Here is a 21,460-nt window from a genome sequence, read left to right on the forward strand (position 1 = left end):
AGGTCACATGGTGGGACAGTCAGCATAACACTCCGTTCCGCACCACCAAGGTGCGTCGCAAGACACATACCATGAAGATTGCCATCCTCGACGATTATCAGGACGCCGTTCGCAAGCTCGACTGCTTTCAATTGCTGGCCGACCACGAGGTAAAGGTTTTTAACAACACCGTCCGCGGTCTGGGCCAGTTGGCAAGCCGTCTCTCCGAAGTCGACGCACTTGTCCTGATTCGCGAACGCACCCGCATCAACTCGCAACTGCTCGATAAACTGCCGCGTTTGCGCATGATCAGCCAGACGGGCAAGGTTTCGAGCCACATCGACCTGGCGGCTTGTACCGAACGTGGCATTGCCGTGCTCGAAGGCACCGGTTCGCCGTACGCGCCCGCCGAATTGACGTGGGCTCTCATCATGGCGGCCCAGAGGCGGATTCCGCAATACGTAGCAAACCTTAAGCAAGGAGCCTGGCAGCAGTCTGGTCTGAAGACGTCGGCGCTGCCGCCGAACTTTGGTTTGGGGCAGGTGTTGCGCGGTCAGACACTGGGAATCTGGGGTTACGGCAAGATCGGCCAGCTGCTTGCCGGATACGGCAAGGCATTCGGCATGAATGTGCTGATCTGGGGCCGCGAGCATTCGCGCGAAGCCGCTCGCGCCGACGGTTACAGCGTGGCGGAGAGTCGCGAGGCGCTATTCGAGCAGAGCGACGTGCTGTCGCTACATTTGCGCCTGCACGACGACACGCGCGGCATCGTCAAACAGGAAGACCTGATGCGGATGAAACCGACCGCGCTGCTCGTGAACACGAGCCGGGCCGAGCTGCTCGACGAAAACGCGCTGGTGAACGCGTTGTCGCACAATCGTCCGGGGATGGTCGCTATCGACGTCTACGAAAGCGAGCCGATTCTGCAGGGCTACAGCCTGCTGCGCATGGAAAACGTGATCTGCACGCCGCACATCGGCTACGTGGAGCGGGAAAGCTACGAGCAGTATTTCACCGCCGCATTCAACAACATTCTGGCTTTCGACGCTGGCGATACGAGCAGCGTGGCGAATCCGGAAGCGTTACAGGGCGGCCGCCGGCGTTAAGAACGGCAGGTTCCGCGATGGGCGGCTCGGTGCCCACTGAGCCGCAGGAGAGTTCGTCCAGCGGGGTTCGCGCAGTATCGGCCCTCGCCACCGCTAGTGCTCTCACCGCGCCGTTTCGTGCGCGGCGGCTTCCATCAGATCGGGCATGCGTTCGAGAAAGGTCTCGCCATCGGCGCGGCCAAGGTTATACGCGTGCACCATCTGCGAGGGGCTCGTGTAATCCCAACTGGAAATCGGCACCTTGCGCGACGGCTGCACATAGAGCCGTCGCTGTACGCCGTGCGGCACGACGAACATCTGCGGCCGCGGATAGAGACGGGTGACCATCACGAGCACGTTGCCGGGTGCCTCGGAGTCGAGCGCGCCGACTGGCACGTTATCGACCATGCCGCCGTCCAGCACCGGCCGGCCGTTGCGCCGTAGCACCGGCGTGAACGGCGGCGTACTCGACGATTGCAGGATCAGATCCGCCAGATCTTCGACGCTCGCGCAATCTTGCGCGCGCACGAACTCCGGATGAAAGCCGAGCGTTTGCCCGAGCGTTGGATGCAGCGTCTTGCGCACGTACTTTTCGATGTTGTACGCGATCAGACCGGCGGCCACCGCGCTGCGCGCACCGAGCCAGCGCGGCAGATGCGACACGCCGATGCGGATTTCCGGCGCATCGGCGAGCGTCGAAAACTTCTCGCCGTAGATGTCGAGCAGCGCCTGACGGTAGATACGGTAATGCGGAAACACCGACTCGCCACGCAGCAGGTTGCCCCAGTAGGCGTTGCGGGTGTTGTGACGCAACGCGTCTTCGTAATAGCGCATCACCCAGTCGGAATCGCGCGTGTAGAGCATGCACGCGGTGGCGGCGCCGGCCGAAATGCCGGTGATGACGCGCGGCCGGATCCGCAATTCCGGCTGCACCACGTCCCAGAAACCCGCCTGCCACCAACAGCGATTGCCACCGCCGGCGAATACGACCTGATCGAACATCCTGATTTTTCCTCTTATGCGGCGCTCTGCCCGTTTTAGTCGAGTAGTGCGTAGGTCGTGGTGGCGTGGACGGCCATATTGCCGGCTTCGTCGAACAATTCGACCTCACCAAACACGAGGTTGCGGCCCATGCGTAGCACTCGCGCGGTGATCAGCACGTCGCCCTTGCGCACCGTGCGCATGAAATTGATATTGAGCGAGACCGTACTCATCGGCTTGAAACCGCCGAGTGCGGCCGAAATGGCGACGATCATCGCCGTGTCCGCCGCGGCCATGAAGACCTGGCCGCAGATCACGCCACCCGCGTGACGCAGGCCGCCCGAAAACGGCAGGCGCAGCGTGGCGCTTTCTTCATCGACCTTGACTGGCGTCAGCGTAAGCGCGCGGACCCACGGCGCGAGGATGCGGTCGAGTAATTCGATAATCTCTTTGTCATCCATGGCAAGCCCCCGGTCGAAAGCCGCGCGATGCTGCGTGCGGCAAAGTGTCCGCGACATGATACCGGGACGATATAGACAACGCTTTTTTCACGACAGCGAGTCCATTGAGGAATGCCTCGGGGCCGTCGATGCAAATTTTTTTAAGAAATCTGCTAAAGGGGCTTGGCAAGCCCGAAAAATTTCTGCATAATTTCGCTTCTGTTGGGGGCGTTAGCTCAGTTGGTAGAGCAGCGGACTCTTAATCCGTAGGTCGAGTGTTCGAGTCACTCACGCCCCACCAAGTATTTTGAAGCCCGGTTAGCGAAAGCTGACCGGGCTTCTTGCTTTGGCCGGTGCATTTCCGGTAAGTCTTTGCAAAGCAGCTTCTTTCCACGCCGGAGCACTACGATGAGATTTCTCAGAGTACTCTGCGCGTCATTTGGGCCTCCCCTCCCTCCACTACCTCACTCCAACAGCGGCTGCAACCAACGCTGACCGGCCCCTCACAGTCGTACAAAGGTTTCTAGCCAACGGGTCAACTCGATCTCGAAGCGGACGTCCGAGGCCAATTTATCGCTGGATGAGTGCCCGAATTGAGGCGCATGCTCCTCGGCCTACTCGCTTACGCTGCGTCATTGCGGCCATTTTGGCCCAGCGCCCCCCCTCTTTTGTCGCTTAGGCACCAAGTCACCCTTCAGAAGCCGTGTGTGTTCGGGCTGGATGGTGTATTGTTCACAGCCAAAATATCATTGAAAAGAAAGGGGGCAGTTGTGGCTTTCGATTTGGCGCTTCCAGCAGGATGTCCCAAAGCGGACGTGGACGAATTTGAAGGCACCGCGTATCGAGTAGTTCGGACTGACCCACCTACTCGCGAGGATCTGCTTACATACCTCGAATTGGATCTCCTTCCGACCGCTGACACCTGCAAACGGGGCTCTATTTCGCTGTTTTCGACTCTCGACCAAGCGCAACACCGCCTTGAGGTCTCCCCTCATCTCGGCAACTTCGTCGCATCTGTCTCCCTGACGACTGCGCACGGTAGGGTAGGGAAGCCGAGCAGTTCCGGCCATATTGACTGGTGGGCCTACGCGGGGATGCGTAACCCAGCAGACTTGAAGGTAGTCGGATAATGAATATCGATCTACAACCCGACAACCGAATTCCTGACGGATTCTTTGACTTCCCTTTGCCCATCGAACGGGTACTGTACGAGGCCGAACAGCCCATTGTCTATCTGACCAAAACGAAGCAAGGTCAGGAGATGTTGGCCTACCTTGCTGATGAGACGGATGGTTATCAGTTCATTGTCGTTGCCCCTGCTACACCAACCTCAGTACGCCGATTGGAAAGCGGAAGCATTGGCATCCGTGAAGCGCTCACTGACACGTGGATGTGGATGGTTCGAGCTAACTTCGCGCAAGGCGTTTCTGAAGCTTGGAGCGTCACGGAAGCCGCCATTCCTGCCTTACACCTTCCTAAGCCGGGCACGCCTCTTCTGCCAGAGCATCGTATCGCCTTCAGTGCACGAGCTGTAGGTGATGGCATTTCTCTGGGCAGCGTCCCATGCAGCGTAATCGCATTTGTAGCAAATGCCGCCAAGTCTTCGCTAAAGGCTATTCTTGATCATACCTTGGCCGCGAATGTAGAAGGACGTCCTACTGACGCGCAACGAGCGCTGTACGACTTACCGGTGCGGCAGCTGAAATTCGCTAGCTTTGAGGTTGGTCTTGCCGCGCCTAAGCAAGACCTCTTCCCGAATGACGCGGTTCTGCAAGCAGTGAACGACCTTAAGACCGGACTGGAATGGGCAGAAGACACTCAAAGTAACGAGGCCTTAGAAGCCGGGGACGATACCAAGACAGAGGCGATCTTGCGCGCTACGTTGGCTCTGACACCACCAGGTCACGGTGCTATTACTTCGGTAGAAGTAGGAGGCTACTGGCTCAAAGGTCGTCGTTATACGCTTACTCGGAAGTCGCGATCTAAGGTTGCCAATCGACTGCGTCAACTCAAAGAAGAGGAAATCGTTCTGCTGTCTGGCCGGATTGGCGAGATTGACGACGACAAGTTAAGTTTCATTCTGCGTGATGTAGAGGGTGAGAATGTCGAGCGACGTGGCAGCTTCCCTGAAGAACTGCTTGACGACATGCGTACACACTATTTCGAAGAGAACCGCATTCAGATCTCCGGTGTGATGCGGGCGGGCAAGCTCAGAGTTACAGCTGTTGTACAAAGCAACGAGGAATAACGCACACAGCTGCAGTAGTTGCACTCTCCGAATGTCGACAGCCAGTCCACTGACTTACATCCGAATTGCTGCAAAGCGAGCGAGCGCAAACCTCTCGCTCGCACGCCGGCAACCAGCAACTATAACCCTCGGATCGCTGGCTTTCACTACAAGTTCAGGGCATGCTCGAAGCTTTCCCACGTCCGTTACCCCATACCATCCAACAGCATGAACGATCAGCGCACGCAAGGAATTAAGGAGGTCACCCCCGCTAACTGGCTTGAGGTTGACCCCGCGTGGACAGGTATTCATATGCCGTCGGCAAGCGATGGTCCCGGCGCGGCATGGGCCAGGTATGTGATGCAAACAAAATTGAACGGGATGGTTCCCGACCATGTCACGACGCTGTTTTCAGTGGCGCAAGGCATGATCGTGTATGGACTGTTCTTTTACCCCTTGATGACCCAAGGCTGCGACCAGATCCTCCGTGTAATTGAAACGGCGGTGCGGGCAAAGTGCACTCAACTAGATGCCCCTCCAAGTTCAACCAAGACATATGTGAACGCCTTAACTTGGCTCGTGAAACAGGGTGTTATCTCGCCGGACGCTGAAACACGATGGCAAGCCGCGAGAATGCTTCGGAATGACGTGTCTCATCCGAGCTTTCAGCACATCTACAGCGTCGGAATGATGCGGGAGCAATTGGAGCTAGGAGCGATGCTGATCAATGACCTATTCCCGGAGCCTTGCCAGCATATCAGCGAGTCACGCTGACGCTCGTTCCCACCAGCCGGCAGCGCCGCTAGCCGGACCGCTGATATCCTTCGTTCCAGTTGCATGTGTTTGGCTATCGGGACCTTAGCCACCTGTTGAATGACCATCCTGACAAGTTCCTCGTCACAAAGGGACATCCGGACCACACCATCACTCACGCCCCCTCCAAGCATTACGAAGCCCGGTTAGCGAAAGCTGACCGGGCTTTTTGCTTTGGCCGGTGCATTTCCGGCCGCTACCGCCCACCCCGACAGCAGCCACTCTTGAGAGAGTTCCGCGACGAGCAGCAGCAACTCGAACAGCAAAGCATCGACGGGCCCGGGGAGGAGCCCAGCTTCCCCGCCCCCTCCCCAAAAGACCGCACCGCAGCACTGCTCAACTTTGAAGCGCCTATTTGCCCCCTTCCTTCTGCGTAACATCGACATGGAAGTAATCGGCCAAAAAGCTTAGAGCCGCCTGCTTCTCTTTCGCTGGGAGGGACTGCATGATCGCGATCGTATTCAACTTCCCCGTGCCCGTATCCCAATAATTCTTCTTCACAACCTGATGCCGACCACAAAGCGCCTGCCAGTCAGCAGGATTATTCGGATCGGGATTCGGATTCACAGAGTGCGGGACCATGTGATCAGCCGTAAGCTTGACCGTACCCCCTCCCACAAAATCGACCTCCCCCTCCTTCAACCCGCAAGCAATCCCCCCCTCGGTCCACTCGCAAGCGTTTTTCGACCGCTCCAGTACCGCCTGCCATGTTGTTGTCGAGGGCTTCACACGGGCACCTGCCCCCGCGCGCTTTTCGTTCGACAGCATCAAATATTCACCGACATCGAGAAAGCTTCGGTCCCGCTTCGACAGAATCGTATATCCGCTGTTCACACGAAGCTCAGAAAGACGCTGATGCCAATTCTCTGGCTCTACCCCGGTGTCAGGGTTTTTAGCAACATTTTTAAGATCTTCGTTTGTTACGATTTTCCCAACGTTATCTAAAAAGAAAGCCTCCAGGCGATTAATAATACTTTTTTGCGAGTAATGCGCGATGTTTTGCACATATTCATATCCGTTTTTTGTTTTCACCTTTAAAACCCCGTTTGTGGTAAAATATCCGGTTAAGCCATTAACCGCCGAAGCGAAAATGCAAAGAATCCAAGAGCTGCACGAACGCATTTCAATGCTTTATCAGCAACTCACCTTAAGTGGCGAGAACATTCTGCACATTGAGAGGCCGCAGCCGTTGGAAATGCTAGATATCGACTGCTTACTTGTCAAGGGAGAGAACCTTCATTCCCTTGCGCGACTCTTAAGCAGCCGAGATAGCGTATTCGATTTCTGTTACATCGATCCACCCTACAATACCGGGAATGCTTTTATTTATGAGGATCGACGCTTCGGGAATTTCACCAGCGTTTGGGGGAAGCATTCAAAATGGATGAGCTTCATGCTTCCACGTCTAACACTGGCGCATGAACTTCTGAACGAACAAGGCGTAATTGCAATTAGCATCGATGATTACGAGTACGCATATCTGAAGATACTCATGGATGCGATTTTTGGTCCAGACCACTATATAGCCACGCTAATTGTCAACAGAAGCAAAAATGGGAAAGGAAGCAAGCCGCACGTAGCCGTTAATCACGAGTACGTCGTCCTCTATGGACGCTCGCCATCATCGATTCTGCATGGACTACCAGAAGCAGATTCCAGCTCTTACGGCAAATCGGATGAACATGGAATCTTCAAAATCGACGGTTTATTCAGAAAAAAGGGCGAGGGAAGCTTACGAGAAGATCGACCCTCGATGTTTTATCCGCTTTATTTTGATGAAGGTGGTGTCGTATATACGGAACGCGTTCACGAGCGGCTCAAAGAGACATACCCGATTGATTCAAAAGGCATTGAGCGACGCTGGTTATGGGGAAAGGAAAAAGCGACACAAGAGTCGTGGAAGCTATATGCAAGTCCGAAAGGCGTTGTGTATGTAAAAAACTACCTCACAGATGGTAAGCGCATTAAGATTCGCAGCATTTGGGATGATGCCCGATACTTAACCGAACGAGCAACCAATGAGGTCAAGCACATTTTCGGAGATAAGGTCTTTGAGACCCCGAAGCCGCTCGGCCTGCTTGAGGACCTGCTGTCCTGCGCGGCTGGTCCGAATTCTTTGATTTTGGATTTTTTCGCAGGGACAGGAACCACCGCTCATGCGGCGTTTTCGTTAAACCAAAAGGATGGAGGACATCGGAAGGTTGTATTGATGGAGCAAAAAGCCAAGATACCGATGGATCACATCGCGCGGAGCCATGGCTTTAGCGAAATTTCCGATCTCACTGAGTTTCGCCTGGCAAACATCAAGCAAAATGCTTCGAGCTACAAGTACGCGACAGTCGATATCATCTAAACGCATCCAAAGGAAGGACAACATTCAGGCAGACGCGAAGATTTTCGATCGCGATGTCGCTGATGCGGCGCGTAGAAGACCGATGGTTTTGACCTCCTAGAGCAGTGCAATCTCGATGACAAATGATAGCGACACCTACAGCGCTGACCAGGTCGCCAGGATACAACAGGCGTACCAAGCGATTTTCCCTGTCATTACACCTTCTTTGGCGGACTATTGGGGTCTACACCGCCAGCGGCCATGGTCGTACGTGACCTCGAACTTTCATGCATCTTCGTATGAGCAACTGTGCGCACTCGATCAAGCGGTCAAAGAAATCGACAACCAGACGCTCGATATCGCCAGCAAAGGTGAAGCTCTGCGTGCGGCCTCTCAAATGCACGGCGTGGGATACAGCATCGGACTCTGCCCGTGGACTGATCATCTGCTAGCTGAAACTTACTCCGAACAGCAGGATTGCGCCACGATCCTTTTGGGCCATGATTGGTATCCGATCGTCGTTCATGATCCACGTCCGTCTGGCTCCCCACTGGGATCGCAAGACGCGCTGCATCACGTTGAAAGATACTGGCCCGCCGCCCCACAAGCGGTATTTGATTGCGAGACAGTGGGCTTCTTCTTCAATCTCTATCCAGACTACCGCCCACCGGGTGACCCGAAATGCGGCAATCTTAAGAAATACGGCTACAGCTACGCACAATGTTTGGTTGGTTTAGACGCGACGATCGCCGCGATGGCCAGCCGCTTTAAACACATTCAGCTGATTTCCTGGGGATCAAACGTCTGGGACGTGCTGCAAACGCGCGTACGCGAACGGAGCAACGTGATGGGACTGTCGGATTTCATACAGTCCGCACCGGGCGAGATACTGAGCATTGATCTTGGCGGCCAGACTCTTCCCTACCTACCTATTTTTCATCCGGCATTTTGGGGTAACTTCGGCCGACCGTTTCACCTGCGCCATGTCAAAGCGGGTTTTGCAAACCTTGGCTTAGGTATGCCCGGTCCGCATGATGCCCAAACTCCGCAAGTCCGCCGTGCTCGGCAGATCTAGCAAGCAACAATGACGCGAGAATTGCACCCTCCGGCCCGATTCTCGCAAGACAGTGAGAGCGACGAGCACACCAACTGCACGTCGCGATTTTCGCCTCCCCTCCCTCCCCTACACTGCGGCAACGCTCGCTACGTTATAAAACATAAAAATAGCTAATCAGAAGCCATGCCACACATGGAATCTCCATTTTTATGATTTATATACATAGGATACCGTATGAATTCACATCAATATCATCTCGTCGATGCCTACGCCAGAAAGATGATCGACCTCAGAGACTACGAGTCAGAAATCAAGCGAGCATTTCGGTACGTTCCGTTCATCCACTACGGCTTTAAGACCCATACCGACTGTTTCGAGTTCATCACCCAAGATCCCCTCACACCGACAGATGCAAGGCTTATGGGCAAAGCAATCGCCGCGTCTGCGACAACCCTCGCATCTATGGCCGTAAAGGTATATGCCGCTGCACCCGACAGCAAAAGACAAACATCAACCCAACTATTCAAAAAACGATAAGCATTACGTATTAAATACAATTTCACGGATACATTATTTTTGTGAGGCTTTCACGAGGCCTTTCCCTCTATTCCACGCGGGAACCATCACATCAATGAGGTATCTATGACCCGTTCGTCCAGCTCGAAACACTTCCCCGCCTCCCATTCCCATCCGACCAGCGCGAATCTTGCGACGCTCGACACTGCCTCGGTGATCGAGAACATCAAGCAGACCGCACTCCCCAAGGAAGTCACGTTCGGCCTGTATTTCAGTTACCAGCGCTGACCCTCGCTTTCCTCTCTTTTCTGGCCATTTCGGCCCCTATCCCCGATTACGTCCCCTGATGCCCCCTTGCGGTCATCAGGGCGTTTCTACGCCTTTTTCCGGGCTATTTCCCATGACTACGCAAACCAAACACGCCCATCTTCTTCTGCGTTCCGGCGAAACCCGCAAGGTCGGACAGCGATCAACCGGCGTGATCCGCTACGACATCGTGTCGGACAGCGAGCGCACCAAGGTTTTCATCCGCATCACCGGCAATGACGGTGGCGGCTACTTCTCCCGAGAACTGATCGACTTCGACAAGGCCATCGACAACGTTACGCCATACCAGAACGGAAGCCCGTTTCCCTCCAAAGTATTTGCTTCCGCATTCGTCGGCAAGTCGAGTAACAACGCGGGTTTCCTTGCCGCCGTCCTGCGCGGCGAACAACTCCTGGACGCCGCCCCCGGCAGCGACTTTCAACACGTTGTCGCGGGCAAATGGGCCGATTGGAAAGCTGACGCACTCAAGCTTGAAGGTGCGCCAATCGAGGAACCCAAGTCATCCGACGCTGTACCAGCCGAAGACGCCGATAAAGTCCTTGTAAAGCGGGGCAAATCCAAGAAAGGCCATACTGAGGAGACTACCGAATGAGCATGTCGAACCCGGTTCAGTCCATCGACGGGTTGGCAAGCGACGTGAAGCGTCTGCTGATTCCACGCGTTTTAGCCGCCGACGTTTATTCGCCAGCGTTCCGTGACGCGCTCGACGCCACCGAGCAACACGACCAGAGCATCGAGCATGACGTTTCCGAGACGCTGATCAGATTCTGCACTGAGTACGACGTTCAGCCCGAGAACGTTATTTCATGTCTTTCTATGATCCGTCTCGGGTGGTGCATGCTCCACATCGGTAGCCCCGTGTTCATGATGGGTTACTCGATGACACGAGGCAGTTTCATCGCCAGCGCGGATACCGAGATCCCTGATGGATGGCGAGATATTTCCGAATCCAAGGCGACTCTCCTGCTCCTGCTCCTCGCATCGGAAGAAAGGCTACTGCCAACTCAAGCAGAGGCGTGGGGAGTGATCCGGTTTCGCGATCCGATGCTGTTCGAGTTCGACGGACCAGACCAGACGAGCGTCAATCGCTATCGCAGCTATCTGGCCGGAAACCGGTCGGGACTTGATGAGTACGACAGCAAGCTCGTCCGCTCGTTCTGTACCATCCGCGATTTCATGCGCCTTTAGTACCTCCCCTCCCTCCCCTCACATCCCGCAACCAGTATCCTTTTCGAAAGGAGATCCACCCATGTCCGTATCCGATGGACTCACATCGGCCGAACTCGCTGCTATCGAATCCCTGAACGCAAACCAGCGTGAATTCTTTGAAGAGCGAGCGGCCATCATTGAAGAAGGTGATGGTATTCCGCGCATCGAAGCTGAACGACGAGCGCTGTTCCTGACGTACCAGTGGTTCGGCCTGCCGTCACCACAGTAGTTGCCTATCCTCCCTGTCCTTTGCGTCAGTGGAGGGAGGGTAGGCAGAAACTTCTGATGCTCCGTCGTCGCACTCATCGGCGTCAGCTGGCCCCGCCGACTCCCTCCGCGCGGACCGGCAATCGACCGGACGCAACCCACAAACCCCATCAAATCACAAGAGAAAAACAGCGAGAAATCGAGCATTCATCTGCGTTGTTGTATTTATGCAACGAGAGAGAATACAAAAAGCCCCACGGATTAAGGAATCGAGCGACACCCCAAACAGGGAGGATCCGGTGGAAGTTCACCGAAAAAAACTTCTCGGTAATCCTTAATAAATATTCGAAACCAGATAAATTCATTCGAAATTCCGTCGATTTCCTCTGTTGACGCCTTTTTTCAGGTCCGTAGAATTCGCTTCATCGGTTCAGCGCGACACCTCGAACTGAATATCCCGCACCGGCGGGCGATTGCATAGAATGAGATCACCGTCTATCGCATCGGCTCTTTAACAATCTGGCAATGCGTCACATCTACAGGAGTGGCCAGAAGATTTCTTGGCTTTTTATCCAAATCGCTTTTACACATGAAATGGATACTACTTGGCTACAGGATGAATTTGGTATCTATAGATATGGCCGCAACTTTTATTTACCCATCTTAGTAAGCACTGAGGCTATGTCAAAAAAATTTGCATTTAACAAGCGGAATCTCGCTGCATTGACGCACACAGGCTCCGGGAAGTCTACGGAGTACTCCGATGCCCAAGTAACAGGTCTGAAGGTCGAGGCTTACCCATCCGGGAGAAAGGTCTGGTTCTTCCGGTACACATTCGACGGCAGAAAATCCGCAATTCGTATCGGCGAGTATCCAGCCATCGACCTCGAAGAAGCTCGTTCGACGGCATTGCAACACCGCGCCGAAGTAGACAGGGGATTCAATCCGGCGGAGGAGCGCAGGCTGAAGCGAGAGGAACTCACCTTCAAGCAGTATGCGGAGGATATCTATATCCCCCACGCGATTGCTCACAAGCGGTCAGCGAAGGACGACATCTCAAAGCTCAGGATGCACATGTACTCATCTTTCGGAGATAGAAAGCTCTCGTCGTTGACGGCTCACGAAATCTCAACCTATCACGGAAAAATTAAGCAGTCCCATTCGATTGCCTACGCGAACCGACATCTCGCTCTTGTGAAGCGAATGCTCGGGCTCGCCGTGACATGGGGCCATCTCTCCGTGAATACTGCCACCGGGATCAAGTTATTTAAGGAGGGAAATAGCCGACAGACGTATCTCTCCAAGGATGAGGCGCGAAGGGTCGTCGCTGCGATGAACAACGACAAGAACCCTGTCGCGTGTGCCGCATTAAAGATCATGCTGCTCACCGGAGTTCGACGGCAAGAAGCGCTATCCGCACAATGGTCTAACGTCGATCTGAACGCAGGTGTATGGCTTCTGCCTCACACCAAGTCAGGTAGACCACGCCATGTTCAACTGAGCGATGCTGCAATACTCGTACTTCAAGAGCTTCATGCACAGACCGGTGATTCGATCTTCGTCTTCCCGGGGAGAGATCGCGCCAAACCCTTGCAGGATCCGCGCAAGACGTTGTGGCGCGTCCTGAAGGCCGCCGGTGTCGATAAGCCGTTCCGGATACACGATACCCGGCATACATTTGCGTCACTGTGCGTACAAAGCGGCGTTTCCCTTTACACCGTACAGCATCTGCTCGGACATTCGCAAATCAGCACGACACAAGGCTACTCGCATCTCGACAACCCGACTCTGCGAGATGGCGTTGAGACAGTAAGCCGATTAATTACCTAACCAGTTCCACGTGAGCCCTTCGACCGGGGCTCGTTTTTTCGTACTACTTATTTTTTTTAATTTTTGATATGAACAAGCACATGACAACAAACGAACCAAAACTATCGCTATCGGTAGCAGATCGCGTCAAACGTTCAGGAAATGTCGATACGTCGACGCATACATTCGAGGAGATCGTTACCTTCTTGTCTGAAGACGGCCACATCGAGCTTGACGAGAAAAAAATGGCACCAACGTACAACTTTTCGTGTTACCAAGGTAAACAGCGAAAGCAAGAATTCGTCGTCAACGTCAGCGCCGCAACTCTGGATCTGGACGAGTTGCCGGCTGACAAGCTTCCTCAGATTCGAGAAGCGATCGGCCATTTCAAGTCGCTCTGCCACACTACCTTCTCCCACACAGCAGTTAAGCCCAAGCTTAGGATCATCGTGCCGTTCCGTACCCCGGTCGATGCCACTCGCTACCGAGACTATGTCAGGAGGCTCGCCAAGATGCTAGACGTTGAATACGACCGCGCCTCCGAGAACCCCAACACGCTGTACTTCGTGCCATCGCGACCACGCGGGACGACGGAAGATCACTTCATCGAATCGCACCCGCAAGCGGACTTTCTGGATTTTGAGACCCTGCCGCCAGCCGGGCCGCGCTCCGCGAAGACCACATCGGCCGGCCAGGACACTGACGAAAGGAACTACTACGACCTTGCGGCGGAAGCCCAAGGCTGCCTGTACGGGGATGGGCTAGTGTTCGTCAACGGCGAGTTCTATGCGTATAACGACGGTGTCTGGTCTGAAGTTCCAATCATGGCCATGAAGAAGGTTTTTTCGCGGAAGGAATCACCATTGCACGACGCCTTAGCTTCACCTGCCGCAATGAACAATCTCATTGAGGGCCTGAAAGCACATGCTCATCTTAATGCGTTTCCCGACGCTTCCCCTATGACCGTATGCGTGTCCAACGGTGTTGTCGATCTCGATACGGGTGAGTTACGCGAGCATGACGCGCGCGACTGGCATCGAAATCACCTTGAAATCGAGTACCAAGAAAATGCCGAATGTCCTCGTTGGCGTAAATTTTTGGCAGAGGTTTTCGCCCCCGATCAGGATCAGGCTGAAAAGATTGCGTTTTTGCAGGAGTTTGCGGGCTACTTGCTCGTACCATCGAGCGAGCATCAGACCATGCTATTGTGCGTCGGCGAAGGCGCGAACGGTAAGAGCGTTACTGTCGAAATTATGCAAGCATTGCTCGGGACGAGTAACTACTGCACCGTCCCACTCCATCAGCTAGGGCAAGCGTTCAGAAACGCTGTCCTGCAGGGCAAACTCGCAAACTTTTGCGGCGAAATTTCCAATAACCGCCGCGTCGACGAGCGAGCAATAAAGCAAATCGTCGGCGGAGACCCGATCTATGCGGAGAAAAAGGGGAAGGATGGTTTTTCGTTCAAACCGTATTCCCGAATCGTGGCTACAGGCAACACACTGCCCGAAGTCGACGACACATCGGACGGTTTCTCGCGCCGCCTCGCGATTCTGGCGTTTAACCGACGCTTCGCCGAGCACGAAAGGGAACATGACCTTCTAGCGAAGCTGCTGGAGGAGCTACCCGGTATTTTTGTGTGGGCGCTCGAAGGGCTCCGTCGCGTCCGCGACTCCGGCAAGTTCACACGCGTTCCGTCAAGCGCAGAGGCCGTGGCCGCCTACAAGCTCCGAATCAATCCGGTAGCTCAATTCATGACGACGGTGGCCGAGAAAAGTACTGGACGGGAACGTACGAAAAGCTCCGACCTGTACAAGGAATTTCAGCATTTTTGCCATGAAAATGGCTTCCTCCCGGTGATGACGAATTCGCGATTCGGGAGTGAGCTCGCACGGATGGACATCAAGTCGAAGAAGAGTAACGGTAACCTGTACTACCCTGTAAAACTGCGTGCGGTCGATGCACCGACCCGGCCGAGCAAACCTGTTTCGCTTGTGGAAGAACTCGGGCTTGATGCAGAAGAGGCCGCATAGCGCCTCGTGGCTTGGGGGCTTCCCGCCACCCACCTGACCGAGCGACTGGCTCGATCCGGTCTGCATCTGGTCCACCAGTACATCATTGGTCGTAACTGAAGCTGTAGACAGGGCTGCTTTCTACTATAGATCCTTCGGATAACCGGCAGGCCAGCCGGTCGTCGTCCGGTCTTTTGCCGGTCTGGATCCGCAAAATTCGACGAGCTTCGCCGTGATGAACGGGAGTTCGGTCATCAATCAGCCCTGTATATCCTGCGCCAACACGCGGCACCATTTTGCATAAGGAAATCCACGGCACTCCGATGCACAGGTCGCTAGCTCCTAGATTTCCTTGCTTTAATGCATCCCTTATTTTTTCCTTACGTTCTCTTAATCCGTAGGTCGAGTGTTCGAGTCACTCACGCCCCACCAAGATTCAAAGCAAAAAGCCCGGTCCTTGCGACCGGGCTTTTTGCTTTTCAGCCTCCCCAAAGGCACTGCAAAGGCTGAACTTCGCGCGCCCGCCTTCCGATACCATGTCGGCTGCCCTCGCCGCCCTCCATGCGGCGCAAAGCTTTGCACTTCCCCGCACCGACAAAAACATGCACACGATCGACCGCCCCGCTCGCCGCTCCTTCTGGCAGCGGGCCTTGTCATGGGATCTCAACGATCCTCGCCTGAGCGCCGCCGCACGCGTGTGGGTCCCGGTCCTCTTCGGCTTGTGGTCGCTTTTCCTCGGCCAGGACCGCAATTGGGACGGGTTCAACTATCACCAGTACAACGGCTTCGCGTTCCTGAACGACAAGCTGCATACCGATTTCGCGCCGGCCGGCATGCAGACCTACTTCAATCCGATGCTCGACGTCTTCTACTACGCGTTGAACCGGACGTTTCCCGCGCCGCTGGCGGGCTTCATCATGGGCACGCTGCACGGCCTCAATTTCGTGCTGTTGCTGTCGATCATCCGGCGAACCCTGCCGCAACTGCCCCCCGAAGACGCGAACCGCACGCCTCTACTGCTTGCCGCAGCCGGCATCCTGACAGCGAATTTTCTGTCCGGCTTCGGCAATTCCATGGGCGACGACACGACCACGCTGTTCGTGCTCGCCGCGCTGCTGCTCGTCTTGCATCTGTGGGACCGGTTGGCAACGTGGTCGGCGGCCACCGCTGCGGGACTCGTAAGCGCGGGCCTCGTCGCCGGCCTTGGCATGGGCCTCAAGCTGACCAATGCGCCGTTTGCCCTCGCCCTTTGCGCAGGGTTGCTGCTGTTACCAGCAACACCGTTCGCGCGCGTGCGCGCCGCTTTCCTGTTCGGCGTGGGCGCTCTCGCCGGCTTGCTGGCTGCGGGCGGCTACTGGATGGCAGTAATGTGGCACACGTTCGGCAACCCGTTCTTTCCGCAGTTCAGCTCGATCTTCCCCAATCCGCTCAGCCCGCCGAGCGGCGTCGCGGATCAATCGTGGCTGCCGAAAAACGCGCGCGAATACATTCTCTGGCCTTTCGTCTTTGCATTCGATTCGAAGCGCGTCGGACAAGCGCGCCTGCATCAGATCATCTGGCCCGTCGTGTACGTGCTGTTCTGGACGCTGGCCGCCACCCGGCTCGCGGAGCTATTGCGCCGCAGGCCTCGAACCCGACGACTGAGTTCGCGAGCGGCATATGTCACGACTTTCGTGGCGCTGGGCTACTTCCTGTGGATGATTCTGTTCAGCATCTACCGCTATGTCGTTCCGATCGAAACACTGACGCCGCTCGTCGCGTATCTGCTGCTCTACCGGCTATTGCCCTACCTGACGGCGCGACGGGTCGCCGCATGGTTGCTCTGCGTGACGACGATGGTTGTCGTGGCCGGCGGCGTCGAGACTTGGGGACACGAGCGCTGGGCAAGGTCGGCCTTCCGTGCCGACGTGCCCGCTTTGACTAGCCCTCAGAACACGACGGCGGTTATTGTCGGCGGGAATCCGCCATGGGGCTGGATCGTGCAGTTCTTTCCCGTGTCGGTCTCGTTCACGCAGATCGACGGCAGCTTTCCCTACTCGCCGCAATTCGATCAGCACATAGCGGAGCTTGTGCGTTCTCGCGGCGGTCCCGCGTATGCGATCATCGAAGGCCGATATAACTGGCGCGTCGACAACGTGGCGAAGATGGATCGGATCGCCAACGCCATCGGACTGACGGAGGGCGTGAAAGGCTGCAACACGATACAAGCCGCGATCGATCGCCTGCACCTTCACGCGAGCCTGCAATGGACGCCAAACGCCGCCGACAATCGCATGTGCCGGCTCGACATCCGCCACGATGACGTGCGCGACGTGGCCGCGGAGAATGCTCAACTGATCGAACAGGCGCGTCCTGTTCTGGAGCGGCATGGCTTCACCATCGACGCCAATTCCTGCGCCACTTACCGCGCCTATGTCGGCCAAGGCGTCTTTCCGTACCAATGGTGCGGCATCACGCATCGCTAAAACCGCAAGGCCCGGGGCGCAACATCACGGGCCGGCCATAGCAATTTCCTTCAATACACCCGGCACCCTCGCCCGATACCTTTGAGCGCCGCAGATCCTGCGCACTTCCGTATCGAGGCTTCCGATGACCGCACTGCTCTCCATGGCCGCATTCGCGCTGGCCTGTTCTATTTCACCGGGCCCGGTGAATGTCGTCGCGCTCAGCGCCGGCGCGCAACATGGCCTGGCCGCGAGCATGCGGCATGTCACCGGCGCGACCGTCGGCTTCACTGTGCTGCTTCTGCTGATTGGCCTCGGGCTGCATGAACTGCTCGCCCGTTTCCCCGACCTGATCGCCATAGTCAAATGGGCCGGCGTGGGCTTCCTGCTCTACATGGCCTACAAACTCGCCGTCGACGACGGCCGACTCGGCGCGGACAAGCCGGCGCGCGGACCGTCCTTCGCCTACGGCGCGGCCATGCAGTGGCTCAATCCAAAAGCCTGGCTCGCGTCGCTGGCCGGCATGGGTGCGTATGCAGCCGACGGCGACGGCAGGCTCATCGCGCAATTTACCGTGCTGTACTTCGTGATCTGCTATCTGTCGATCGCCAGTTGGGCCTACGCCGGCACGTTCCTGCGCAAATACCTGCAGCAACCGCAGCGGGTGAGGTTCTTCAATCGCGTATTGGCGGCGTTGCTCGCGGCGAGCGCGCTGTATCTGCTCGCAGCTTGACGCACGGCCGCCCCCACGGCTTCAACTGCGATACTGCCCCGGCGTCGCCGCGACCAGCCGCTTGAAGATTCTCTGCAAATGCGCCTGATCGGCAAAACCGGCGTCGAGCGCAACTTCCGCGATCACCCGGCCGCGCCGGAGTTGGGCACGGCTGTATTGGATACGCCGGTTGATCAGGTAAGCATGCGGCGTCATGCCGTAGCGCTGCTTGAAAGCGCGGATCAGATGCGACGCGGACAGACCGACCGCGTCGCAAATGTCTTCGAGTTTTAGCGAGCGTGTGCAGTTTTCAGCAATGAACTCCGCCGCACGCGTGAGTTGACGGGTCGCGTCGTGATCCGGCAAAACCGCGGGATTCAGCTTGTTTTGTGCTTCGGAGAAGAAGGCGATAGCCGCGCTTTCCTTGCGCAACAAGTCGGCATTACTGTCGACCAGAATCGCATGCAGCCGGTTCAAACCGCCAAACAGTGCAGCGTCTGTAGACATGGTCTGCGAGAACGCGTGAAACGCGTGGTTCTCGCTGAAACCCAATTCGTGTTGCAGCGACGTGAGCCATGCGACGTCGACATGCATCATGCGATACGACCAGCGCTCGCCGGCAACCGGATTACAGGCGTGCACGTCGTCCGGATTCATCATGACGACCGCGCCCGTGCCGATCCATTCACGCGTGTGACGATTCAGATAGACGCTGCGTCCGCCGGTCACGGCGCCGATGGAGAAGGTTTCGTGCGAATGTTTGGCGTAGCAGACCTCGCGGCCGTCTTCGATGGAGCGCACCTCGATGAACGGCAACGCATCATTGCGCCAGAACCGTGGCGCGCAAGCGCTTTTCGCGTGAACAGCCGCCTGCGTGATTCCGCTCATGTGTGCGCTCTCCGATTATTGCGTAGGCCTCGCCGCAGCAAGGCTTACGTATCGTAGCCGCCAAACGCACCATCAACAAGCCGACTCACTAACAACATGAACCACGTGGCGCGACAGCTTATTTCGCCGTCACGTCGATATTACCGAGATACTTCGCGGCCAGCGTCTTCACGGTACCGTCGGCCTGCAGCTTCGCGATCGCCGCATTCAGACGCTCACGCAATGCGGTATCGCCCTTGCGAATGCCGTATGCAATGCCGCTGCCGAGAATCTTGTCGTCGCGCACCGGCTCGCCGACAAAGGCGTAACCGTTGCCGTTCGGCTTCGACAGAAAGCCTGTCTGTCCGGCCGGCGCCAGCACGAGCGTCGCGTCGAGACGGCCCGCCACGAGATCCGTATAGACCTGGTTCTGGTCCTGATACGGCACGACGGTCACGCCCGCCGATTCCCAGTGCGTCTTGGCGAAGGTTTCCTGAATCGACGACTGCAACACGCCCACGCGTTTGCCCTTCAGCGAGGCCGTGGTCGGCAGTAGACCGCTGTCACGCTTCGCGATCAACTGCGTGGGCACGCGGTACACGACGGTGGTGAAATCGATCGCCTGACGGCGTTGTTCGGTCGCGTTCATCGCCGAGTTGATCGCGTCGAACTTGCGACCCTGCAGCGCGGGAATCAGCCCGTCGAACGAGGTCTCGACCCATTTGCACGTCATATGCGCAGCGGTGCAAACGGCATTGCCGACGTCGATATCCAGACCCTGCAACTCACCGTTCGGCCCCTTCGATTCGAACGGCGGATACTGCGCTTCGAGGCCGAAACGCAGCGTCGAGGTCTCGGCGGCGTTCGCGGCGGACGACGCGGCGAGTGACGCAAAAGCACAGGCCAGTGCCAATAGAGGCTTGAGCAATTTCATAGCAGGTCCCTTTCCCTTCGATTTATTGTCACGCCGCACTGCGGCGCGCTGATGCGTGACGGCGCGACGATCATACTGCGGTCAAAAATCCCGCCGTCGCGTGAAGCCGCCACTTGCATCCGTGACTCACACAATCAGATCTCGCACAGACGGCGCGCGCCTTCGATCAATGTCGCATCATCCTTCGAGAAACTCAGGCGGATCAAGCCGGAGTCCGTACCATCGGTATAAAAAGCCGACAGCGGAATCGTCGCAACACGTGCGTCGCGAATCAGGCGCAGCACGAAATCGCTATCGCTTTCCTCGGAGAAGCCGCGAAAACGCGCGAGCATGAAGAAGCTGCCTTCGCTCGGCAACAATTCGAAGCGCGAATCGCGCAGGGCGTCCGTGAGCAGATCGCGCTTCTTCTGATAAAACGCGGACAGGCCGAGGTAGCTTTCGCGATTGGCCAGTGCGTCGACGAACGCGTACTGCATAGGCGTATCGGCAGAAAACACCATGAATTGATGGACTTTGCGAATCTCGTCCATCAGCGCGGCGGGCGCGAGGCAATAGCCGACACGCCAGCCGGTCACGTGATACGACTTGCCAAACGATGAAACGATCACGCTACGCTCCGCGAGTTCGGAATGGCAAGCCATGCTTTGATGCTTCGCGCCGTCGAACACCACGTGTTCGTAGACTTCGTCGGCGAGAATCACGATATCGGTATTGCGCGTAATGGCCTTGAGGCGCTCGACGTCGGCTTCGCTGAACACGGTCGCGGTCGGATTGTGCGGCGTGTTGATGATGATCATGCGGGTCTTCGGCGTGATCGCTGCGGCGACCTCGTCCCAGTCCACGCGGAAATCACTCAACGACAGTTTGATCGGCACGGGCGTCGCGCCCTGCAGGCGGACGATCGGGCCGTAGCTGTCGAACGAAGGCTCGAAGTAGATCACCTCATCGCCCGGATGCACCAACGCGCTGATCGTCGAATACAGCCCTTCGCTCGCGCTGGCGATCACGGTCACTTCGCTGGACGGGTCGTAGCGCACGCCGTACAGCGTGGCGACCTTGTCGGCGAGCGCTTCGCGCAAGGCGGCAATGCCGGCCATCGGCGCGTACTGGTTATGCCCGGCGCGCATGGCCTGAGCAACGCCGTCAATCAGTTTGGGGTCCGGCGCGAAGTTCGGCGCGCCTTGCGACAAATTCAGCGCATCGTGTTGCGCGGCCAGTTGACCGATCACGGTAAAAATCGTCGTGCCCACATCAGGCAACTTCGAGCGGGCTTGTGTGGCGCTCTGCATAAGGCTTTCTCCCTTTCTCCATCCGGCAGCGGATTCACGGACGGCCAGCTGCGCGGCGGTCCCTTCTGGTGTGGTGATTAGGCATCAGCCAAAGAACCGTCACAATCGAAACTTTGTCATGCGCCGCATGCGTTTACGTCATGGCTGACGCGAACCCGCGCCGCCACGGGCGAAGCCAGACAGATCGGTGCTTTCGGGGAAGAAATGAGGCTGCGTGAAGAAC

20 protein-coding genes and 1 tRNA gene are annotated in these 21,460 nt (G+C 56.6%); 15 read left to right on the forward strand and 6 right to left on the reverse strand.

Annotated elements, in window-relative coordinates; genetic code table 11:
* Positions 1-71 precede the first annotated feature (71 nt).
* Complete coding sequence (locus P0D68_RS17785) at positions 72-1,085, forward strand: D-2-hydroxyacid dehydrogenase family protein (protein ID WP_408184005.1); 1,014 nt, start codon at positions 72-74, stop codon at positions 1,083-1,085.
* A 102-nt stretch (positions 1,086-1,187) separates the two neighbouring features.
* Here P0D68_RS17785 and P0D68_RS17790 read toward each other — a convergent pair whose 3' ends face one another.
* Positions 1,188-2,066, reverse strand: coding sequence for a patatin-like phospholipase family protein (locus P0D68_RS17790; RefSeq protein ID WP_408184006.1), 879 nt, complete (start codon positions 2,064-2,066; stop codon positions 1,188-1,190).
* 35 nt (positions 2,067-2,101) lie between these two features.
* Positions 2,102-2,506, reverse strand: coding sequence for a PaaI family thioesterase (locus P0D68_RS17795; RefSeq protein WP_309395355.1), 405 nt, complete (start codon positions 2,504-2,506; stop codon positions 2,102-2,104).
* A gap of 204 nt (positions 2,507-2,710) precedes the next feature.
* On the opposite strand from P0D68_RS17795, the gene P0D68_RS17800 reads away from it, so the two are divergent.
* The 3 genes from P0D68_RS17800 (at position 2,711) to P0D68_RS17810 (ending at position 5,486) form a co-directional block, all read left to right on the forward strand.
* Positions 2,711-2,786: transfer RNA gene (locus P0D68_RS17800), tRNA-Lys, on the forward strand.
* Positions 2,787-3,614: 828 nt separating this feature from the next.
* Positions 3,615-4,733: a hypothetical protein gene (locus P0D68_RS17805; RefSeq protein ID WP_408468721.1), complete on the forward strand. Its 1,119-nt coding sequence runs from the start codon at positions 3,615-3,617 to the stop codon at positions 4,731-4,733.
* 207 nt (positions 4,734-4,940) lie between these two features.
* Entirely contained in the window at positions 4,941-5,486 is a 546-nt protein-coding gene (locus P0D68_RS17810) for a hypothetical protein (protein ID WP_408468722.1), read from the forward strand.
* 390 nt (positions 5,487-5,876) lie between these two features.
* On the opposite strand, the gene P0D68_RS17815 is transcribed toward P0D68_RS17810, so the two are convergent.
* Entirely contained in the window at positions 5,877-6,557 is a 681-nt protein-coding gene (locus P0D68_RS17815) for a KpnI family restriction enzyme N-terminal domain-containing protein (protein ID WP_408468723.1), read from the reverse strand.
* Positions 6,558-6,615: 58 nt separating this feature from the next.
* Between P0D68_RS17815 and P0D68_RS17820 the strand changes: the two genes are divergently transcribed.
* From P0D68_RS17820 to P0D68_RS17870, 11 genes are all read left to right on the forward strand, one after another.
* Positions 6,616-7,878 (forward strand): site-specific DNA-methyltransferase, encoded by a 1,263-nt coding sequence (locus P0D68_RS17820; protein ID WP_408468724.1) that lies wholly within the window; start codon positions 6,616-6,618, stop codon positions 7,876-7,878.
* A 115-nt stretch (positions 7,879-7,993) separates the two neighbouring features.
* The gene (locus tag P0D68_RS17825) at positions 7,994-8,932 is read left to right on the forward strand and encodes a hypothetical protein (protein WP_408468725.1); all 939 of its coding nucleotides are present in this window, start codon (positions 7,994-7,996) and stop codon (positions 8,930-8,932) included.
* 216 nt (positions 8,933-9,148) lie between these two features.
* Positions 9,149-9,451 (forward strand): hypothetical protein, encoded by a 303-nt coding sequence (locus P0D68_RS17830; protein WP_408468726.1) that lies wholly within the window; start codon positions 9,149-9,151, stop codon positions 9,449-9,451.
* A gap of 105 nt (positions 9,452-9,556) precedes the next feature.
* Positions 9,557-9,718, forward strand: coding sequence for a hypothetical protein (locus P0D68_RS17835; RefSeq protein ID WP_408468727.1), 162 nt, complete (start codon positions 9,557-9,559; stop codon positions 9,716-9,718).
* Positions 9,719-9,830: 112 nt separating this feature from the next.
* The gene (locus tag P0D68_RS17840) at positions 9,831-10,349 is read left to right on the forward strand and encodes a hypothetical protein (protein ID WP_408468728.1); all 519 of its coding nucleotides are present in this window, start codon (positions 9,831-9,833) and stop codon (positions 10,347-10,349) included.
* Complete coding sequence (locus P0D68_RS17845) at positions 10,346-10,945, forward strand: hypothetical protein (RefSeq protein ID WP_408468729.1); 600 nt, start codon at positions 10,346-10,348, stop codon at positions 10,943-10,945. The genes P0D68_RS17840 and P0D68_RS17845 overlap by 4 nt, the downstream gene beginning before the upstream one ends.
* Before the next feature lie 61 nt (positions 10,946-11,006).
* A complete protein-coding gene (locus P0D68_RS17850) occupies positions 11,007-11,195 on the forward strand; it encodes a hypothetical protein (RefSeq protein ID WP_408468730.1) in 189 nt (62 codons plus the stop codon).
* Positions 11,196-11,854: 659 nt separating this feature from the next.
* Positions 11,855-13,003 carry a tyrosine-type recombinase/integrase gene (locus P0D68_RS17855; protein ID WP_408468731.1) on the forward strand — a complete coding sequence of 383 codons (1,149 nt, stop codon included), beginning with the start codon at positions 11,855-11,857 and terminating at the stop codon, positions 13,001-13,003.
* An 80-nt stretch (positions 13,004-13,083) separates the two neighbouring features.
* A complete protein-coding gene (locus P0D68_RS17860; protein ID WP_408468732.1) occupies positions 13,084-15,012 on the forward strand; it encodes a DNA primase family protein in 1,929 nt (642 codons plus the stop codon).
* Between the two features lie 581 nt (positions 15,013-15,593).
* The gene (locus tag P0D68_RS17865; RefSeq protein WP_408298352.1) at positions 15,594-17,456 is read left to right on the forward strand and encodes a hypothetical protein; all 1,863 of its coding nucleotides are present in this window, start codon (positions 15,594-15,596) and stop codon (positions 17,454-17,456) included.
* A 124-nt stretch (positions 17,457-17,580) separates the two neighbouring features.
* Positions 17,581-18,168, forward strand: coding sequence for a LysE family translocator (locus tag P0D68_RS17870; protein ID WP_408298350.1), 588 nt, complete (start codon positions 17,581-17,583; stop codon positions 18,166-18,168).
* A 21-nt stretch (positions 18,169-18,189) separates the two neighbouring features.
* Here the strand turns inward: P0D68_RS17870 and P0D68_RS17875 are convergent, their stop codons facing one another.
* From P0D68_RS17875 to P0D68_RS17885, 3 genes are all read right to left on the reverse strand, one after another.
* Positions 18,190-19,035, reverse strand: a complete 846-nt coding sequence (locus P0D68_RS17875) for a helix-turn-helix transcriptional regulator (RefSeq protein WP_408298348.1) — start codon at positions 19,033-19,035, stop codon at positions 18,190-18,192.
* A gap of 118 nt (positions 19,036-19,153) precedes the next feature.
* A complete protein-coding gene (locus tag P0D68_RS17880) occupies positions 19,154-19,948 on the reverse strand; it encodes an ABC transporter substrate-binding protein (RefSeq protein WP_408298346.1) in 795 nt (264 codons plus the stop codon).
* 134 nt (positions 19,949-20,082) lie between these two features.
* Entirely contained in the window at positions 20,083-21,237 is a 1,155-nt protein-coding gene (locus tag P0D68_RS17885; RefSeq protein ID WP_091797359.1) for a pyridoxal phosphate-dependent aminotransferase, read from the reverse strand.
* Between the last annotated feature and the right edge of the window lie 223 nt (positions 21,238-21,460).

Origin of the sequence: Paraburkholderia sp. RL17-380-BIE-A (genome assembly GCF_046028085.1) — a bacterium.
GTDB lineage: Bacteria > Pseudomonadota > Gammaproteobacteria > Burkholderiales > Burkholderiaceae > Paraburkholderia.

Coding starts and splice junctions, on each gene's coding strand:
- P0D68_RS17785 (WP_408184005.1), top strand. CDS start 72: ATGAAGATTGCCATCCTCGACGATTATCAGGACGCCGTTCGCAAGCTC.
- P0D68_RS17830 (WP_408468726.1), top strand. CDS start 9,149: ATGAATTCACATCAATATCATCTCGTCGATGCCTACGCCAGAAAGATG.
- P0D68_RS17855 (WP_408468731.1), top strand. CDS start 11,855: ATGTCAAAAAAATTTGCATTTAACAAGCGGAATCTCGCTGCATTGACG.
- P0D68_RS17860 (WP_408468732.1), top strand. CDS start 13,084: ATGACAACAAACGAACCAAAACTATCGCTATCGGTAGCAGATCGCGTC.
- P0D68_RS17845 (WP_408468729.1), top strand. CDS start 10,346: ATGAGCATGTCGAACCCGGTTCAGTCCATCGACGGGTTGGCAAGCGAC.
- P0D68_RS17865 (WP_408298352.1), top strand. CDS start 15,594: ATGCACACGATCGACCGCCCCGCTCGCCGCTCCTTCTGGCAGCGGGCC.
- P0D68_RS17825 (WP_408468725.1), top strand. CDS start 7,994: ATGACAAATGATAGCGACACCTACAGCGCTGACCAGGTCGCCAGGATA.
- P0D68_RS17835 (WP_408468727.1), top strand. CDS start 9,557: ATGACCCGTTCGTCCAGCTCGAAACACTTCCCCGCCTCCCATTCCCAT.
- P0D68_RS17795 (WP_309395355.1), bottom strand. CDS start 2,506: ATGGATGACAAAGAGATTATCGAATTACTCGACCGCATCCTCGCGCCG.
- P0D68_RS17790 (WP_408184006.1), bottom strand. CDS start 2,066: ATGTTCGATCAGGTCGTATTCGCCGGCGGTGGCAATCGCTGTTGGTGG.
- P0D68_RS17885 (WP_091797359.1), bottom strand. CDS start 21,237: ATGCAGAGCGCCACACAAGCCCGCTCGAAGTTGCCTGATGTGGGCACG.
- P0D68_RS17875 (WP_408298348.1), bottom strand. CDS start 19,035: ATGAGCGGAATCACGCAGGCGGCTGTTCACGCGAAAAGCGCTTGCGCG.
- P0D68_RS17850 (WP_408468730.1), top strand. CDS start 11,007: ATGTCCGTATCCGATGGACTCACATCGGCCGAACTCGCTGCTATCGAA.
- P0D68_RS17880 (WP_408298346.1), bottom strand. CDS start 19,948: ATGAAATTGCTCAAGCCTCTATTGGCACTGGCCTGTGCTTTTGCGTCA.
- P0D68_RS17805 (WP_408468721.1), top strand. CDS start 3,615: ATGAATATCGATCTACAACCCGACAACCGAATTCCTGACGGATTCTTT.
- P0D68_RS17810 (WP_408468722.1), top strand. CDS start 4,941: ATGAACGATCAGCGCACGCAAGGAATTAAGGAGGTCACCCCCGCTAAC.
- P0D68_RS17820 (WP_408468724.1), top strand. CDS start 6,616: ATGCAAAGAATCCAAGAGCTGCACGAACGCATTTCAATGCTTTATCAG.
- P0D68_RS17870 (WP_408298350.1), top strand. CDS start 17,581: ATGACCGCACTGCTCTCCATGGCCGCATTCGCGCTGGCCTGTTCTATT.
- P0D68_RS17840 (WP_408468728.1), top strand. CDS start 9,831: ATGACTACGCAAACCAAACACGCCCATCTTCTTCTGCGTTCCGGCGAA.